Here is a 16,281-nt window from a genome sequence, read left to right on the forward strand (position 1 = left end):
GGTGGCTCCCTTGGCCTCGAAGTTCCTGTCTGTCTTCATCGACAATGCGCTTGGCGATAACGAGGAACTGCTTCCGGCCTTCCTCGCCGGGAGGGCCGGCCTGAAGGAGGCCCTCCGACTCTGCCAGAACTTTCGCATCGCGGGCATCGGCTCGCTGCTGATGTCTGGCACCTCCGCACGCTTGCACGAATGTCTGCATGCAAGCGCACGTGCCTTCGTGCACTTCGCAGGCTCGGTGCCCGAGGGACAGAATCTGACCAGTCGCGCCGAACCGTTCTTCGACGCGGTGGCATGTGGGGACACCGAAGCCGCACGGGAATTGGCGCGTCTCTCCCCACGGGCTTGTGACAGGAACCGCGAGTACGAGGAGGACTTCCTCTTCGTCCGTTTCCTCATGGACCACTTCTTCCTGGGGCTGGACGCGCGCGAGGGAAAGGCCCTTCTCGAGCGTTACGAGGAGGTCCTTGAGGGCTCCGCGGACTCGCGGCTCGCGGTGTGCCAGGGCTTGTTGGTGGCGGATGAAGCCCGGTTCGATGAAGGCCTCTCTCGGATGATGGAGGCTCGGGAGGTGCGGTTCCGGAAGCTTCGCGAGAAGGAGTCGGCGGCCGAAGAGGTGCTCGCGACCGAAGGGTACGTGTCCGTCGAGGGCCTCGCCCTGGTTCGCCTCGCTGTTCTGAAAGGTCTGCACCCGCTGGAGGACCACCTGTTCATTCCCTCGGTGGCCCGTGAACAGGTGGCCCTTCGCTTCCGCCCGGACTCCTGGACGCACTTCTTCGCATAGCGCCTGGGTCGACTCATTGCCCCTGCTCGCGGGAGCGGTGCGCGAGCTGGAGGATTTCGTCCTCGGAGAGCTGGTCCGTCTTGATGATGTTCCGGTCCGCCTTGAGTTGTTCCACCTGTCCGTCGCGCAGGACGTGGAACTGTCCCTGCTTCTGTGCGGGGAGTTTCGCGGCCGCATCGACACGGGCATCCGCGAACATGGGCCTGAGCTTGCGGATCGCCGTGTCTTCCTTCACCCGACCGACGCACCATGTGCGTACGTTGTCCCGGCACTTGTAGTCCAGGTCTCCCGGGCTCTGCGTCGCGAGCATCACCCCGATCCCCGCCGAGCGCGCGCGCTTGAGCAGGTTCTCCATGGGCTGCTTGGTGGCGGGCATGCTCATCGCGGGGAGGTAGAGGTCCGCCTCGTCGAACAGGAGGACGGCCTGAAGCCGGGACGAGGGGTGCTGGCTTGCCCAGCGATTGGCCTCCACGAGCAACTGCGACACCCAGAAGAGCGAGCCCTGCGTTCCTCCCAGGAACTTGGTGCTGATGATGCTCAGCCGGGTCCGGCCAGCAACCTTCGCGCTTCCTCGACCCAGCAGCTCCTCCATGTCCAGCTTCTCCCCCTGGGCGGCCAGGAGGTTGCGGGCATTGAGTCGCAGCGTCGCCAGGTCCTGGGCGAGCTTGGGGAACACCCTGAGGTCCAGCCCACTCACTTCCTGGACGAGCGTGATGTCCTGGGACGCGATGAACTTCTGGAGCAGGTCGAGCGTCAATTCCTGCCCGAGGGGACGCTCCACCAGGAGTCGCAACGCCTGGGCCAGCAGCGCCTTCGCGGCCTTGTCCCTGGGGTTGTTCTTGTACTCCAGCATGCTCGCGATGGCTTCCGCGGCCTGCTGCACGCCCTGGTCGCGCTCTTCGGGAGGCAGGACATCCAATCCGCGCGGAACGAGCGGGATGGCGAGAGGTCGTCCATCAGAGCGTCCCGGGGTGTAGAGCGCCACGTCCACCCGTTCTCGCAGTTGGCGGCGGCGCTCGTTCAGGACGGGGTCCTTGAGTTCCTCTTCCCACGCCTCGTCGCGTGCATACGCGGCGAGGTCGCCCTTGCGGTCGACGAGCAGCGCCGGAATGCCTTGCAGGAGCAGCTGTTCGATGAGGTTCAACGCGAGCGTCGTCTTGCCGCTTCCGGAGCCACCGAGGAACGCGCTGTGCTTCGTCAGTTCATCCGGCTGGACGAAGACGGGCTGGGTATAGAGGCTTTCGGAGATGCCAATCCGCATCGCACCAGGCTTCGTGTTGCTCACGGGCATGGGAGGACTGACGTTCGTCCGCGGTATCTCGACGGGAGTCTTCGTGCGGCCAGTCCCCTTGCTCACCAGGGGCGGGCCCAGGGCCGTGAGTTGATGTCCATCCAGGCCTGTCTCGGCCGTTGAGTCCTCCCTGGAGGATTCGGAATCACCCCCGTGGGCAGGCACGTCGTCGGGCCGGGTGTCCACGCGCCGCGCGCTTTCAGACGGTGCCCCACGGCGCTCTCCCTGGACTGGCTTCGTGACGCTCGCGGGAGGAGGGCCTCCCGTGGAGAGGGGAGGCGGTGGAAGCTGACGCGTGGGCTCCGGGGGAGGGCTCTTCTCCAGGGCGAGCACGTCGGTGATGGATTTCAGCCGGGTGACAGGCCGGACCGCTCGACTCCACTCCACGAAGGCCGGCTCCGGCTGTTCCTGACGGAAGGCACGCAGCGCCAGGAGTTCTCGCAGGTCGCTGTTCCCAAGCACCGCCCTCCGTCCGCCCCGCTTCATCAGCGTCGTCGTCGACTCCTCGACGAGGGTCCCGAGCGAGCCTGGAAACTCCGTCGTCCGGACGAGGATGGGAACGCGCCTCGCGGCGGCCCTGATGGCATCCGCCATCTGTCGTCCCAGGTGGCCACCCCTGGAGGACTTGTTGCAGAGCGCGACGAACATCTTCGCGTCCCCGGGCTGCATGGTGACGTTCAGGCTCTCCTCGTCCTGGGGTTCGACCTTGAAGCGATGCGAACCTCCCAGTTCATCGCCCCCCACCTCGATGGCCCAGGCAAGCAGCGCGGCGATCTCTGAATCCTCTTCGGGGACCCGCTGTTTGAATTTCGCGCGGAAGTCGGTCCACGCCTGGTCCAGGGTGGGCCGCGAAGGGGACACCGCTGCTTCGGGTTGATCGTGTCCCTTCCCTGAAGAGGGCGCATCGAGCGACTTCGGCAGCCTTCCGTCCTGCATGGCGCGTTCGTGGAATCTGCGACACGCATTCAGGAGATCCCGGGTCCGCAGCCCGCTGAACATTCCGATTTCACGGGCGGGAATCGGATGGGTCGGGGACTGGGGATCAATGGAAAGGCCCTGTTGCTCGTACAGGAACTTCAGGCGCTGCACGACCATGTCCCGGGCTGTTTCCTCGGTCAGCAGTCGTTCCAGGACAACTGGCTCGGGGTCTTGCTCGATGCGATCCAACAGGGAGCGCGTGAGGTTGGCCTGGATCTTCTTCCAGAAGTCCGACAGGCAGCAGACCACCACGATGGCCGTGGGAACATTGCCGGTGAATGTGACCAGGCTGTTCATCGCCCGGCGGAAGGATGAGTCCATTCCGGAGCCCACTGCAAAGTCGATGGTGTCTTCAATCTGATCGACGCAAAGGATCAGGGCCTGTCCCATCACGCCCATCAGCCGGCCCAACTGGGTCAGCATCCTCATCGGGTCGGCGTCCGCGGTGCGCGACACCATGTCGCCAATCATCCCGCGGTCGGCGGGGGCCATGTCCTCGCACCGCAACCACTGGAGGATGCGGTGGTGGAACCGCGCCTCCCGACGCTGGAGGTAGATGAAGGCTCGGAGCAATTGGACGTCGACATGCCGGAGGTCCGCCTCCTCGTGCAATTCATCCGCCAGGGAGCGGATCATGTCGTGCAGCTCGTGTTCCTCAAGGATGCTTTCCTCGGGGATCAGCGGCGCGAAAGCGCTCGTGCATCGCTTCATGACCGCATTGGAAAGACGCATCAATCCCGAGTCTTCGCCAGCCTTCAGGTCATAGGGTCGGTCGAGGGCTTCAATCAGGCTCACCAGGATGTGGCGATCGTAGTTGGCCGCATCCACGGTCATCGGCATGTAGCCGACGTAGCCTTGCTCCTTGCTGTGGACGCCGTTGCGGAAGGCGCGGACCAGATGCGTCTTTCCGCTGCCGGACTCCCCCTGGAGGAGGAGGAACTTTCCCGATTCGGGAGCAGGCTTCCGGGTGGCACGCTTCACCAACCGCTCGAAGGAGCGACGGGCGGGAATGTTGATGGACTCCACGTCGAACGGGTCTGGCTTCCAGAAGGACTGGGCCTGCTGGACGCTGGCGAAGACCTCGGGTCCATCCGCCAGGAATGCTTCGAGACGTGCGTCGGTGGGCATGGTGGCTCCGGGTGGTGGCGGACTAGACGACGACGAAGTGGAAGGTGGCCCCGTAGAAGCGGACCTCGGATTCGGCCACGTCGGCTGGACTCATGACCGATACGAGGTCCGCGCGCGTCAATGACAGATGGCGTTTGCGGTTGGCTTCGAGCAGCGCGGCGTCGAAGGCTTCGCGGCTCGCCCACTCCGGCTGCAGGGCCTTCCACACGTGTGAGATGAAGACCTTGTCATCCCCGAACCGCCCCGTGGGCAGGGCCCGTGCCACCTTCAACACCCGCTTCGCGAAAGAGGCCGTGTCCGCGGGCAGTGCTTCCTCGGGCGCCACCACGCGCACCGGCTCGGCGGGCTTCTTCTTCGTTTCCTGTACTCCTTCCGCCAGCACCCACTCCCGCAGCGCCGCCAGCCGCACCACCTCCGCGTCCACCCGCGACGCCCCCACCGTGCGCGCGGCCAGCTGCTCCACGCCTCGCTTCGGGTCGCTGACCTCCTGCTCCAGCAACTGGCCCAGCAGGTGCGCCTGCACCGCGCGCAGCGAGAACTTCTCCCCCGTCTCCACGCCCAACTGCCTCCACAGGAGCCGGTCCCGCACCTGCTCCAGCGTGGGCGTCTCCGGCCCCTCCACGCGGTGCGCGCGCTTGAGCAGCACCGCCCGCACGCCGTCCGCGTTCGCCAGCCGCCCCAGCACCGCCTTGGAGTTCGGCAGGCCCAGGCCCCGGGCCAGCAGGTGCTGCTGCTTCACCCGCTTCCACGTCAGCCCCTTGGGTGAATCCACCCTCAGGAACTTCAACGCCCGCTGTCGGCCCTGGCCCGTCAACGCCAGCGCCGTGCGCGAGCGCTTCTCCACGAGCCTTGCCTCCTGCATCCCTTCCAGCAGCGCGTCGAACCGCTCGGTCCACTCGCCACGGCTCCAGCGGTGCTCCACGAAGGCATGCAGCGTCTTCGCCAATTCGTTGCGCGTGCCCGGCTTCTTCTCCGAACGCGTCGCCAGCCAGGCCAGGGCGAGGCCCTGGAGTCGGGTGTCAGGGGTGTCGGTGCTGTCCATGGTCAGGGCTCCCGCCCGGCAAGCTCGCGCTTCCGGGCCGCAATCAACGTGTCGAGAGTGTGGAGGATGTGCTCCAGTTGGGACAGCACGTCCGTCGCGAGCAGCCGGTACACCCAGTAGCCCGCGCGCTGGAGGTCCAGGTCCTTGCGACGGTCGCGGCGGAACCGCTCCGGATCCTGGAAGTGGAAATAGCCGTCGACCTCCACCGCGAGGCGCAATTCGCGGCTCAGGAAGTCCACCTCCCAGGAACGCTTGTCTTCGAGGTGCAGCCGGACGTTGTGCTCGAAGACGCCCGCCGTCCTCGCGTGCTCCTCCAGCCGGTCGCGCAGGTATGCCTCCGCCTTGCTCCGGGACTTGTCCGGAGCCGGCTCGCCCGCGCCCGTGAGCACCTCCAGCGCCACCTCCGCGGCGCTGACCCGCTGCGCTTCGGACGCGCCCGCGCGCTCCAGCTTCCGGAGCGTCTCCACCGCTCCCTCCGCCCCCGACGCGGCGGGCACTTCCAGCCGTCCCTCGCGCACCAGCGCCTTCAGCCGCGACTCCCCACCGCCCAGGAACGACTCCAGCGCCTCCGCCGTCACCACGCACGCCACCGCGAGCGCTGGCACCGCGTTGCTCAGCCGCTCCGCCACCTGGAGTCCCCGGAGCGACGGCGCCACCCCTACCGGCACCCGCACCACCGGCGCCCGTCCCGGCGGCACCAGCGCATGCAGGGCCCTGAGCCCCGCGCCCACGTTCTTCGCCAGCGCCGCGGTCACCGCGTCCGGCAACACCCCCGGCGCCGTCGCGTCCCTCCCGATGATGAGCGCGCGGCACAGCGCCCACGTCGCCTCCGGCAGCCTCGCGGGCGGAGCGTGCGCGTCCAGCAACACGCGCCGCTCGTGGGCCGTCTTGCCCGTGAACACCGGCAGGTGTCTGGGATTCGCGGCCGTCAGGCTGAACATCGCCAGCGCCTCCGCGTCCGCCCCCAGGTCCCTTCCCGCCGCCAGCGCCCGGGCCCAGCCCAGCGCCGCCGCGTGCAGGTCCTCACCGGAGACCTCCACCACCCCCAGGCCGTGACGGGCGGCCCACCGGGCCCAGAGCGCGCTCGCGGCGTCCGCCGGGCCTTCCAGCACGCTCAGCGTCGCGATGCCTTCTCCCCGGCGCCGGGCCTGTCGGTCCAACGCATCCAGCAGCGCGACATCTCCCGCCAATGGCAAGCCCGCCCCCCGGAAGTGGTAGTGCTTCACCACCGCCTGTGCGTGCAAAGCCTGCTCTCCCAGGTCGGGCGCTGACAAGCCCCCCAAAGGAGGTAGGGACTTGCGGGGAGGGATTGACCCGGGTGGGTCCGGAAATGCTTTACCGCGCCTTGTCCTCCAGCGATTCCCGACTCAGCAGCAGCCCCAGCCCCCCCGCCGCGAGCGCGGCGAACATGCCCGTCAGGAACGGGGTCTGGGTGCCCAATGACGCATACATCCAGCCGGTCGCCACCGGCCCTACCGTGCGCGCGAGGCCCCCACACGACTGCGCCAGACCCAGCACGGCGCCCTGCTGCGACGACGTGGCCACCTGCGAGGCCAGGCTCGAAATCAGCGGTTGCAGGAACCCCATCCCCACGCCCACCAGCACCACGGAGGCCATCATCAGTGGCGCCTGTTGCGACATCGCGAGCCCCGCCATTCCCGACGCCAGGATGCACGCCCCGATGATGAGCAGCCGGAACTCCCCCACCTTGCGCGCCAGCGGTCCAATCAGCCCGCCTTGGATGATGAGCCCCAGCCCGCCCACCACCGCGAACGTGTAGCCCACTTCCTTGGAGCCCCAGCCCAGCCGCGACTGCACCACCAGCGCGAACGCCACCTGGAGCGTGGTCATGGACAGGAACACCGCGAAGAACAACCCCAGCACCATGCCCAGCGCCTTGCGCCGGGGCGAGTCCTGCAACGCGGACCAGCGCGTCTGGGCTTTCGCCTGGGCGCGCGCCTCGGGCGGGTGCGTCTCCGGCATCGCCACCAGCGCGCCCACGAAGCCCACCAACGCCAGGCCCCCGGCCAGCAGCGGCGGCACCCACGGCCCCAGGCCAGAGAACACCCCGCCCAGCGTGGGCCCCAGCACCATGCCCAGCCCGATGCCCGCGCCAATGCGGCCCATCGCCTTCGCGCGCGTCTGCTTCGTCGTCACGTCCGCGATCGCCGCCTGACACGCGGCGATGTTCCCGGACGTCGCCCCCGCGAGGATGCGCGAGGCGAAGAGCAGCGGCAGCATCTTCTCGTAGCTGGCCAGCGCGAACAGCACCATCGCCACCGCGTTCGCCAGCAGGCTCAGCAGGATGACCGCCCGCCGCCCGTGCCGGTCCGAGTAGCGCCCCAGGAGCGGCGTCGCCAGCAACTGGGTGAAGGAGAAGCACCCCAGCAGGATGCCCACCATCCGCGCCGAGCCGCCCATCGACTGCACGTAGAAGGGCAGCATCGGGATGACGATGCCGAAGCCCACCAGGTCCAGGAACACGGTGAGGAACACCACCGCCTCCACCCGGCGCAGCAGGCCGGGCGTCGCCGCCTGGGCCGGGCTCACACTCACGCTCTCCGTCACCATCTCAGCCCATCCCTGGCGGATTGACGGGCAGCGAATCCGCGTAGGCCCGGAGCAGGCGGCCCTCGTCGTAGGTGGCCTTGAAGCCGGTGGCCTCCAGGAAGCGCTTGTTGTCCACCACGATGGGGTATCTCAGGTGGTCCGTCGCGCCCACCGACAGCCGGGGGAAGCCCGCCCGTCCCATCAGGAGCGACATCAGCGGCGAGGGCAGCGGCACCGGCGTGCGGCCCGTGCCCTTGATGATGACCGACAGCGGCACGGGCGAAGGGCCCGCGACGTTGAAGATGCCGCGCACGCGCTTCTCCAGCGCGAGCTGCAGCGCCGTCACCACGTCCTCCTCCTGCATGACGTGGAACAGCGGATCATAGCCCAGCACCATGGGCACGCGCTTGCCGCGGATGAGGTTCGCGAGCGTGCCCGTGCCCGGCGTGCCCAACGTGTACACGAGCCGCAGCACCGCGGTGGTGATGTCCGGCAGCCGCCACAGCGCCGTCGCCGCGTACAGGTCCGCGGCCACCAGGTCCGCCAGCTCCGGGATGGCCTCCAGCGCGCGCGGCGGCTCGTCCTCGGAGTGGTACAGCGGCGAGTCCGGCGCCGCGCCGTAGAACGTGTGCCGGCCCACGAAGAGCACCTGCTTCACGCCGTGCGCCGCGCAGTGGTCGAACACCGCCTTGGTGCCGTCCAGGTTGATGCGGCCCCGCTCGCCGCCCTGCACCGTGAAGGCCGTCACCGTGGCCATGTGCACCACCGCGTCCGGCTTCCAGCGGCGGAAGACGTCCTCGGCGGCGCGCTTGCGCACGTCCACCGGGTGCACCTGGATGTCCTTGGGGCCGTCCCGCCACGGACGGATGTCGAGCCCCGCGACCTGGTGCCCGCTGTCGCGCAGGCGCAACGCCAGCCTTCGCGCGATGCCGCCGGAGATGCCGGGGATCAACACCTTCATGGCAGGAGCCTCCGGGCGCGGCGCAGGTTGCGCTCGGCGCGGTGGTCCTCGATGAGCCGCGCGATGCTGTCCTTCACCTGGTTCACGTACCCTTCGATGATGTGGTCTTCCTCGTCCCCGGTGCCTTCGAAGACGAGCGGCTCGCCGTAATGGATTTCAAGCCCCACCGGCAGCGGCAGCGGCAGGAGGTACGGCGTCAGCGGCACGTACGGCACGCCCAACAGCTTCCCCAGCGCGTACGCGTTGGTCACCGTGGGGATGGCCGCGCCGCCGCCCAGGAAGGCGAAGGGGATGATGGGCGAGCGCGTCTGGAGCGCCAGCCGGATGAAGCCCGTGCCGAAGTCCACCAGCGAGTAGCGCTCGGTGTAGAGCTTCGCGGTGCCCCGGGCGCCTTCGGGGAAGATCATCAGCAGCCGGTCGTCCTCCAAGAGGCGCACGGCGTGTTCGGGCAGGCCGGTGAACTGGCCGGTGCGGCTGGCCCACAGGGAGGCCACCGGGAACTTGTGGATGAAGCGCTCCACCATGCCCTGCGCGAGCCGGGGCGGGTCCATCTCCAGCAGCGTGGAGGTGAGCACCATCATCCCGTCCACCGCGACGCCGCCGGAGTGGTTGCCCACCAGCATGCCCCGGCCCTTCTTGGGGATGTGTTGCACGCCGGTGCAACGCACCCGGAAGTAGCTCCGGTAGAGGAAGGCGAAGAACTCCAACGCCAGTTTCAGGTGCTTCTTGGAGATGCCGTACGGGTCGACGCCGTACTCGTTGAAGGGCAGCTCCAACCGCTCCACCCGGGCTGACAGGGACTCGCTCTGGGGCACGGGGCGCACCGTAGCACCGCGCGTACGCTTTGCACGGGGGCCCCGCGTACCCCATTGTGGCCCCCGACAGGCGCCCTGCATGGCGGGGCGCCCGGGAGGCTCGCACGATGGCGGGGCAGTGGACGGGAATGCTGGAGGGGGCGCTCGCGTGGGCGAAGGCGCTGCCGGACACGCTCTCCTCGGAGGTCGCGGTGGACGTGGCCGGCCGGCGGGTGCGGTTGTCCCACGCTCGGGTGGAGGCGCTGTCGCGCCAGGTGCTCAAGGGCGTCAATGCGCTGGAGCTGCGCTCCTGGGACTCCCTGGCCGCCGTGTACGACCTGCGGCTGTCCGTGAAGGGCTGGAAGCTGCGCGTGGAGGCCACCCCGGAGCGCGTGCTGCTGGCACAGGGGCGCTACACGCTGTGGCTGGCCACGCCGGGCCGGGTGGAACTGGAGGAATCTCCCGGTGCGTCATCGCTGCTGATGGGCGCGCTGCGCACCGGCGCGGGCAGGGCCGCGCTCAAGGCCCTGGCAGAGAAGCTGTTGCCGCCGGACCTCCGCTGGGATGGACAGGTGCTCCGGGTGGAGGGACGCCTGCCGAGGGACGGCGCGCTGGCCGCCCGGCTCTTCGAAGCCTCGTCCCTGGCGATGAACTCGGTGCACGCCCCGGAGGGACTGTGGCTGTCCGCCGAGGCGTGGCCGGGGCTCCTGGACCTGCTCCAGGCCGCCCTCGACGTCCGCGTGGGCGCTTCCTAACGGCCCTCGCCGTCCCACACGTTGGCTCTCCCCTCCAAGGGGCCCCGCTGCGGCCGGACGATGCAGAAGCGCTGGCCCGTGGGGGCCTCCATCACCCACCAGCGCTTCACGTAGGCGACGCGCTTCGCTCCCAGCGCCTCCAGCCGTTCCAGCTCCGCGTCCAGGTCATCCGACTCGATGTCCAGGTGGATGCGGCTTTCGTGGTCCACCTGCTGGAGCAGGAGCGAGGGCTCGTCGGCCGTCGCCTCCAACTCGCGGTAGTTGGGCGAGTCCGGATCCTCCGGCTTCAGCTTCCGGCCCAACGCCGCGCTCCAGAAGCGTGCGGCCGCGTCGAAGTCGTCCCCCTTGCAGTCGATGACGAAGGTGCTGAGTCGGCTGTGATGCATGGCTTCTCCTGGAGTCCGCGCAGGGGTGCGCCCAAGGGGGGGAGCCCGGGATACACCGAAAAGCGGGACATGGGGGCGCAAAGTGAAGGGGGAGCGGAAGTGTACGCCGGGGTGGAGGGCTGGATGGAAGAACGACTTCCCACCGGAGAAGCTGCTCGCGGTGAATCTGGCCATCGTGAAGGGCGCTTGGGGCGCGTTCCGCACGGAGATGTACGCCACGTGCGACGACCGTCCTGTCTGGCAGGAGCAGCGCGGCACGAAGCGACCTCTCCACGCGGGGGCCTTTCGCTCGTCCCCGGGCTGTTGGAGGCTCGCGGCATGACGCACGACGGGCGGACGGTGGAGGCGCTGGTCGCGGCGGCGCTGCGGGGCGAGCTCGAAAGTTCCGAGGCGTGGGAGGCCGTTGATGCCCTGCACCGTCGCGGCGGTGAGGCGGTGTTCCTGGCCGCCAGTGCGCTGCTGCGCTCACCCCGCCCCAAGGAGCGGGTGCGCGGGGCGGACATCCTGGCGCAGTTGACGCAGCCTTCCGACGTGCGTCCGCGCTGCGTGGAGCGGATGCTGCCGATGCTTCAGGAGGAAGCGGACGCGCAGGTGCTCCAGGCGCTGGTCCTGGGCCTGGGCCACCTCCGGGATGAGCGGGTGCCGCGAGCCATCGCGCCCTTGAGGGACCATCCGTCCGCGAAGGTCCGGGGCGCGGTGCTCCTGGCGCTCTTGAAGGCGCCAGAGTCCGAGCCGCCGTCCCTGCTCCTGTCGTTCGTGGGGGACGCGGACGAAGGTGTCCGGGGGCTCGCCATGGTCCACCTGCGCGGGTTGCCGGACGAGGCGGACGCCCCCGAACTCCGGGAGGTGCTCCTGCGCCGCCTGGACGACGCGAGCCCGACGATTCGCGCCGAGGCCGTGCTGGTGCTCGCGCGCCGCAAGGACGCGCGGGTCTTGGAGCCCTTGCGCAAGGCCCTGCGCCGCTCACGCGTCCGCCTCGAATTCATCGACGCGGCCGGGGCCCTGGGCGACGCGTCGCTGCTCCCCTTGCTGCGAGCACTCGGTGGGGCAGGGCGGGACGATGACGTCCCGTTCACCCGCACGCTGGCCCAGGCCCTCGCCGCGCTGGAGCGGGTGGCCTGAAGGCCTGGCTCGGAGCGACGCAGTCCGCCATGCCCACCCGCATCCGCTTGGGGGGCGGGTTGTGGAGCGCGCGGACGGCAGCGGGACCTCTGTTAGGAAGACAGCGTGCGCTCACCCCTGGCGGAGGATGCGCTGGAGGTCCTCGGGGATGGGCATCGGGGTGAAGATGCCCACGTCCGCGCCGCCGGTGTTTCCCCGAGGCGCGCGACCGAGGAGCGAACCCGGCCCCGCGAGCAGGAGTCGGGGCAGCTGGCCCAAGAGTTCGCGCCAGTCATGCTCACGCCAGGCAAAGGCGGACATCGCGCCGTGGACCCGCAGATGGGGCAGCACGTGGGCCTGACTGAGGATGTGGGCCCGCTCCAGGTGCGTCCACGCGGCGTCGGGTTCGCGCCTCGCTTCGGCCTCCCGGGCCTGGAGCAGCTCCTGTTCGAAATGTCCTCGGAGGTGGGGACTCATGGACACGGCGGTCGCTCCTGGCCCGGCGGGGCCCGTGGCTGGCTTCTGGAGAAGAGGACGCCCGCGCCCGCTGGACCTTACACCTGGGCCCTCCGAGGCGGACTACGGCTTGCGCGGCGTGCCGGCGTCCTTCGACAGGGAGCGGACGAACACGGAGTCGATGCCGTGGATGCGCAGTTGCATCAGGTCGTCCGCGCTGGCGTTCGTGTAGCCCAGGCCGCGCATCTCCTGGACGAACGCGGGGGTGACGCCGTGGATGCGCAGGCCCACGAGTTCTTCGCCCTTCAGGTCCTTGAAGCCCAGGCCGCGCATCTCCCGGATGAACTCCGGCGTCACGCCGTGGATGCTCATGGACAGGAGCGTCTCCATCTCCAGGCCCTTGTAGCCCGCGGCGGCCAGGGCCTGGATGCGCTCGGGCGTCACGCCGTGGATGCGGCTCTGGACGACTTCGTCCAGGGACAGCTTGGGGTAGCCGGCGGCGGCGAGCGCCCGCACATACTCCGGGGTGACGTTGAAGATGCCCACCTGGAGCAGGTACTCCACCGAGCTCAAGCGGTAGCCCGCGGCGGCCAGCGCCTTGGCGCGCGCGGGGCCCACGTCGACCGTGGCCAGCGTGAGTTGCTCCTGCGCGTTCGGCTTGGGGATGCCCAGGTCCGACAGGGCCTTCGCGTATGTGGCGTCAGGGGTGAAGCGCCAGGTGCCCGTGCCCTGCTGTGTTCCGAAGCGGCCCTCGAAGGCGAAGGTGCCCGCTTCGCGCACCAGCTTGAAGGGGGCGCTGCTACCTTCCTTCGTGGACAGCCCCTGGAAGGCGGTGAGCGGCGCGGAGAAGCCGTGCTGCGAATCGGGACGGTCCTTCGGGTGCAGCGAGAGATGCAGCTCCTGCTCGCGCACCGTGCCGACCCAGGCGCCGGACTCCGGGACGTCACTGGCGAGGACGGGGAGGGCGAAGAGCACCACGAGCACGGTGAGCCACTGCGACAAGCGAGTCGTCATGACGGTGATTCCTTTCGGGCAAGGCACGGCCCTCCCACGTGCTCAAGAAAGGGAGCGCGCGGGTGGGCCGTGGGGTGAAGCGGGAAGGGGTTACTGCCGGGGCTGACGCATGCGGCGGATGAAGTCCGCGTCGACGCCGCCCGTGCGCAGGCGCCGCAGTTCGTCCACGTTGGCGGGCTTCAGGCCCGCGGCTTCCAGCTCGTGGATGTACTGGGAGGTGACGCCCAGGGCGCGCAGCTCCACGGCGGTGTCCAGGTCCAGGTTCCCGAAGCCGGCGGACTTCAGGTCGTTCAGCCAGGCCGCGTCGAGACCCAGGGCCTTCGCCGCGAGCAGCTGCTCCGGATCCGTCTTCGCGAAGCCGAGGCCCGCCATCTGCTCCAGCCACTCCGGGGTGACGCCGAGGTGCTTCATGCCCACCAGCAGCTCGGAGGGGATGGGCTTGCCGAAGCGGGCCGCCATGGCCTTCGCGTACTCCGGGGTGATGCCCGCGTGGCCGAACTGGACCAGCGTCTCCACCGTGGGCGCGTAGCCCATGGCGGTGACCTGCGAGACGACCTCCGGGGTGACGCCCGCGACCTTCAGCGAGACGAGCTGATCCACCGTGAGGGGGCCTTCGCCCACGCGGGTGGTCGCATCATCCGCTTCCGGTGCTTCCTTCGCTTCGGCGCTCACCGCGCCGGGCTTCGTCCCGCCGGCGGTGGGCCCCTTCGTGGGCGAGGGAGCCGCCGCGACGAGGACCGGACGGGGCAGTGTGGACGGCGCGGCGCCCACGGTGGGCAGCGGCGCGACCACCGGAGCGGGGGCGGCGACGACACGCGGTGTGACGCGGTCGGTGGCCAGGATGGGCGCGGCCTTCACGCTCGTCACCTTCACGGGCTGCACGGCGAGCGCGGTGAGGGGCACCGCCACCGCGAGGCTGCTGGCCAGCGTGACGATGGAGACGCCCGCCGCCAGCCGTGACGAGCACCGCGACGCGGGCGCCACCACCAGCCGCCGCACGCGGTCCGTCAGCGAACCTCCCAGCGCGGACAGGGCGGGACCACCTGCCCCCGTCCCCTGTGACCGCAGCGCTTCCAGCGCGGTGAGCGCACGGGCATAGGGAAGCGCTCCAGGACCCTGCCGCACGGCGAGGTCGTCACAGCAGTTCTCCCGCTCCACGCGGATGACCTGGGACATCCACCACACGACCGGGTGGTAGAAGAGCAGCGTCTCCACCAGGGTCTGCACCACGTTCACCGCGAAGTCGTGCCGGCGGATGTGCGCCAGCTCATGGGCCAACACCATCTCCAGCTCCCGCACGGAGAGCCCCGTGAGCGTGGCGGCGGGGAGCAGCACCACGGGCTTCAGCCAGCCCATCGTGGACGGCACCTCCAGCTTCGACGACACCAGCAGACGCACCGGCCTCGTGAGCCCCAGCCGCCGCGCCATCGCCTCCAGACGCTCCTGCCACTCCAACGACGCGTGCACGGCCTCGTGGACCTGCCGTCGCAGCAGCATCCAGCCCTTCAACAGCCGCAGCGACGAGGCCGCCACCCCCATGCCCCACGCCAGCACCAGCCAGGGCAGGTGCTCCGCCACCTGCTGGAACACCTGCTCCATCAGGGGTCGTGCCCCGGCCCCGGAAGGGGACATCGCCCGCGACGGCGCGGCGCCCGTGCGCGGGACGAAGGACACCGTGTTCATGGACGGAGCGGTGGTCCGCTCGACGAACGCCGTCGTCCGTGCCGCCCGCGCCTCCAGCGTGCGCGCGACGTGCCGCCACGCGGTGGCCACCGGCAGCGCGAGCATGATGCCCAGCGCGCCACACGCCAGCGCATAGCGCAGGTTCGCCGAACGACTGCCCACCCACCGCAGCGCCAGGGCCAGCGCCGCCGCGACGAGGACGCCCTGCCACACCAGGTGCAGCAGCGCCCAGCCCACCGACTCCAGGATGAGACCGTTCATGATTCCGACTCCTTCTCCAGTGTGTCCAGCAACTGGCGCAGCTCCGCCAGCTCCTCCGGGGACGTCTTCTTCGTGGACAGGGCCTGCAACGCCAGCCGCGCCGGGGAGCCGCCGAACACGCGGTCCACCAGGTCGGTGACGAGCTGTCGCTGCGTGTTCTCACGCGGAACGCGGGCGCTGTAGACGTGCGCGCGCTGCGCCTCGTCCCGCATCACCAGCCCCTTCTCCGTCATGATCTGCATCGTCTTCAGCACCGTGGTGTAGCCGCTCCCGTCCTGGAGCGTCTCGTGCACCTCGCGCACCGTGCTGGCGCCCCGGTCCCACAACACCCGCAGGATGGCCAGCTCCGCATCCGTGGGGCGTGGCAGCTTCGCTCGGCTCATGGCTCCCTCACTCCTTCATCCCTACGGACTAGATATACGAATGATTTCGTAGGTGTCAACGAAGGTCTTCGTAGTTCGCGGATGCGCCCCGTCGCCCGCGGTTGAAACCCGACGTGGGGGCCGGCATCGGACAGGGCACATGGCGACTCCTCCCTCCAAGCCCTGTGCCGTCTGTGGCCGCGCCATCACCTGGCGCAAGAAGTGGGCTCGCGACTGGGAGGAGGTCCGGTACTGCTCGGATGCGTGCCGTGGGAGGCGGACCCAGGCGCGTGATTCCCCGCTGGAGGCGCTCATCCTGGAGCTGCTGGCCCTGCGGGCGGGCGGGGCCACCGTGTGCCCCTCCGAGGTCGCCCGCGCGGTGGGGGAGGGAGACTGGCGCGCCCGGATGGAGCCCGTGCGCGAGGCGGCGCGCAGGCTCGTCGCGCGCGGGGTGCTGGACATCGTCCAGGGCGGCCGGGTGGTGGACCCCTCCACCGCGCGCGGTCCCATCCGTCTGCGATTGCGTTCGTGACGCCGGGCGTCGTCGGTGTGGCGTAAGGCACAGGAGGCCCCGCCGTCCCGCAATCCTGCTTGCGCTCACCTGGAGGGCCGACTACGCGAGGTCCCCCCTGTCCTGCCGGACATTGCCTGGGGTTGGTATCTCTTCAACGACGCGTACACCTTGTCGCCGCCGGTGCCGCTGTCGCAGCTTCGTACCCGCGTCACGATGACGTGGCC

Annotated in this window: 15 protein-coding genes; 4 read left to right on the forward strand and 11 right to left on the reverse strand. The window is 69.6% G+C overall.

Annotated elements, in window-relative coordinates; translation table 11 throughout:
- The first annotated feature begins 10 nt into the window (after nucleotides 1-10).
- Nucleotides 11-781, forward strand: a complete 771-nt coding sequence (locus OV208_RS26055; RefSeq protein WP_267576603.1) for an Imm49 family immunity protein — start codon at nucleotides 11-13, stop codon at nucleotides 779-781.
- Nucleotides 782-794: 13 nt separating this feature from the next.
- Here OV208_RS26055 and OV208_RS26060 read toward each other — a convergent pair whose 3' ends face one another.
- From OV208_RS26060 to OV208_RS26085, 6 genes are all read right to left on the reverse strand, one after another.
- Complete coding sequence (locus OV208_RS26060) at nucleotides 795-4,178, reverse strand: helicase HerA domain-containing protein (RefSeq protein ID WP_267576604.1); 3,384 nt, start codon at nucleotides 4,176-4,178, stop codon at nucleotides 795-797.
- Between the two features lie 22 nt (nucleotides 4,179-4,200).
- The gene (locus OV208_RS26065; protein ID WP_267576605.1) at nucleotides 4,201-5,220 is read right to left on the reverse strand and encodes a hypothetical protein; all 1,020 of its coding nucleotides are present in this window, start codon (nucleotides 5,218-5,220) and stop codon (nucleotides 4,201-4,203) included.
- 2 nt (nucleotides 5,221-5,222) lie between these two features.
- Nucleotides 5,223-6,464 carry an endonuclease domain-containing protein gene (locus tag OV208_RS26070; RefSeq protein WP_267576606.1) on the reverse strand — a complete coding sequence of 414 codons (1,242 nt, stop codon included), beginning with the start codon at nucleotides 6,462-6,464 and terminating at the stop codon, nucleotides 5,223-5,225.
- 91 nt (nucleotides 6,465-6,555) lie between these two features.
- A complete protein-coding gene (locus OV208_RS26075) occupies nucleotides 6,556-7,791 on the reverse strand; it encodes an MFS transporter (protein ID WP_267576607.1) in 1,236 nt (411 codons plus the stop codon).
- A 1-nt stretch (nucleotide 7,792) separates the two neighbouring features.
- Entirely contained in the window at nucleotides 7,793-8,731 is a 939-nt protein-coding gene (locus OV208_RS26080; protein ID WP_267576608.1) for an SDR family oxidoreductase, read from the reverse strand.
- Entirely contained in the window at nucleotides 8,728-9,555 is an 828-nt protein-coding gene (locus tag OV208_RS26085) for a lysophospholipid acyltransferase family protein (RefSeq protein ID WP_420715051.1), read from the reverse strand. Before OV208_RS26085 ends, OV208_RS26080 begins: the two co-directional genes overlap by 4 nt.
- Nucleotides 9,556-9,653: 98 nt before the next feature.
- On the opposite strand from OV208_RS26085, the gene OV208_RS26090 reads away from it, so the two are divergent.
- Nucleotides 9,654-10,280, forward strand: a complete 627-nt coding sequence (locus OV208_RS26090) for a hypothetical protein (RefSeq protein WP_267576610.1) — start codon at nucleotides 9,654-9,656, stop codon at nucleotides 10,278-10,280.
- Here OV208_RS26090 and OV208_RS26095 read toward each other — a convergent pair.
- On the reverse strand, nucleotides 10,277-10,666 hold the full coding sequence (locus OV208_RS26095; protein ID WP_267576611.1) for a VOC family protein: 390 nt from the start codon (nucleotides 10,664-10,666) through the stop codon (nucleotides 10,277-10,279). The two genes, OV208_RS26090 and OV208_RS26095, sit on opposite strands and share 4 nt — an antisense overlap.
- 318 nt (nucleotides 10,667-10,984) lie before the next feature.
- On the opposite strand from OV208_RS26095, the gene OV208_RS26100 reads away from it, so the two are divergent.
- Nucleotides 10,985-11,788: a HEAT repeat domain-containing protein gene (locus tag OV208_RS26100; RefSeq protein ID WP_267576612.1), complete on the forward strand. Its 804-nt coding sequence runs from the start codon at nucleotides 10,985-10,987 to the stop codon at nucleotides 11,786-11,788.
- A 111-nt stretch (nucleotides 11,789-11,899) separates the two neighbouring features.
- Here OV208_RS26100 and OV208_RS26105 read toward each other — a convergent pair whose 3' ends face one another.
- From OV208_RS26105 to OV208_RS26120, 4 genes are all read right to left on the reverse strand, one after another.
- Nucleotides 11,900-12,244: a DUF3703 domain-containing protein gene (locus OV208_RS26105; protein ID WP_267576613.1), complete on the reverse strand. Its 345-nt coding sequence runs from the start codon at nucleotides 12,242-12,244 to the stop codon at nucleotides 11,900-11,902.
- Nucleotides 12,245-12,346: 102 nt separating this feature from the next.
- A complete protein-coding gene (locus OV208_RS26110; RefSeq protein WP_267576614.1) occupies nucleotides 12,347-13,237 on the reverse strand; it encodes a 4-hydroxy-3-methylbut-2-enyl diphosphate reductase in 891 nt (296 codons plus the stop codon).
- 90 nt (nucleotides 13,238-13,327) lie between these two features.
- A complete protein-coding gene (locus OV208_RS26115) occupies nucleotides 13,328-15,181 on the reverse strand; it encodes a M56 family metallopeptidase (protein ID WP_267576615.1) in 1,854 nt (617 codons plus the stop codon).
- The gene (locus OV208_RS26120) at nucleotides 15,178-15,564 is read right to left on the reverse strand and encodes a BlaI/MecI/CopY family transcriptional regulator (RefSeq protein WP_267576616.1); all 387 of its coding nucleotides are present in this window, start codon (nucleotides 15,562-15,564) and stop codon (nucleotides 15,178-15,180) included. Before OV208_RS26120 ends, OV208_RS26115 begins: the two co-directional genes overlap by 4 nt.
- Nucleotides 15,565-15,703: 139 nt before the next feature.
- On the opposite strand from OV208_RS26120, the gene OV208_RS26125 reads away from it, so the two are divergent.
- Nucleotides 15,704-16,075, forward strand: a complete 372-nt coding sequence (locus OV208_RS26125; protein ID WP_267576617.1) for a DUF2256 and DUF3253 domain-containing protein — start codon at nucleotides 15,704-15,706, stop codon at nucleotides 16,073-16,075.
- The last annotated feature ends 206 nt before the right edge of the window (nucleotides 16,076-16,281 follow it).

The organism is Corallococcus sp. bb12-1 (genome assembly GCF_026626765.1).
GTDB lineage: Bacteria > Myxococcota > Myxococcia > Myxococcales > Myxococcaceae > Corallococcus > Corallococcus terminator.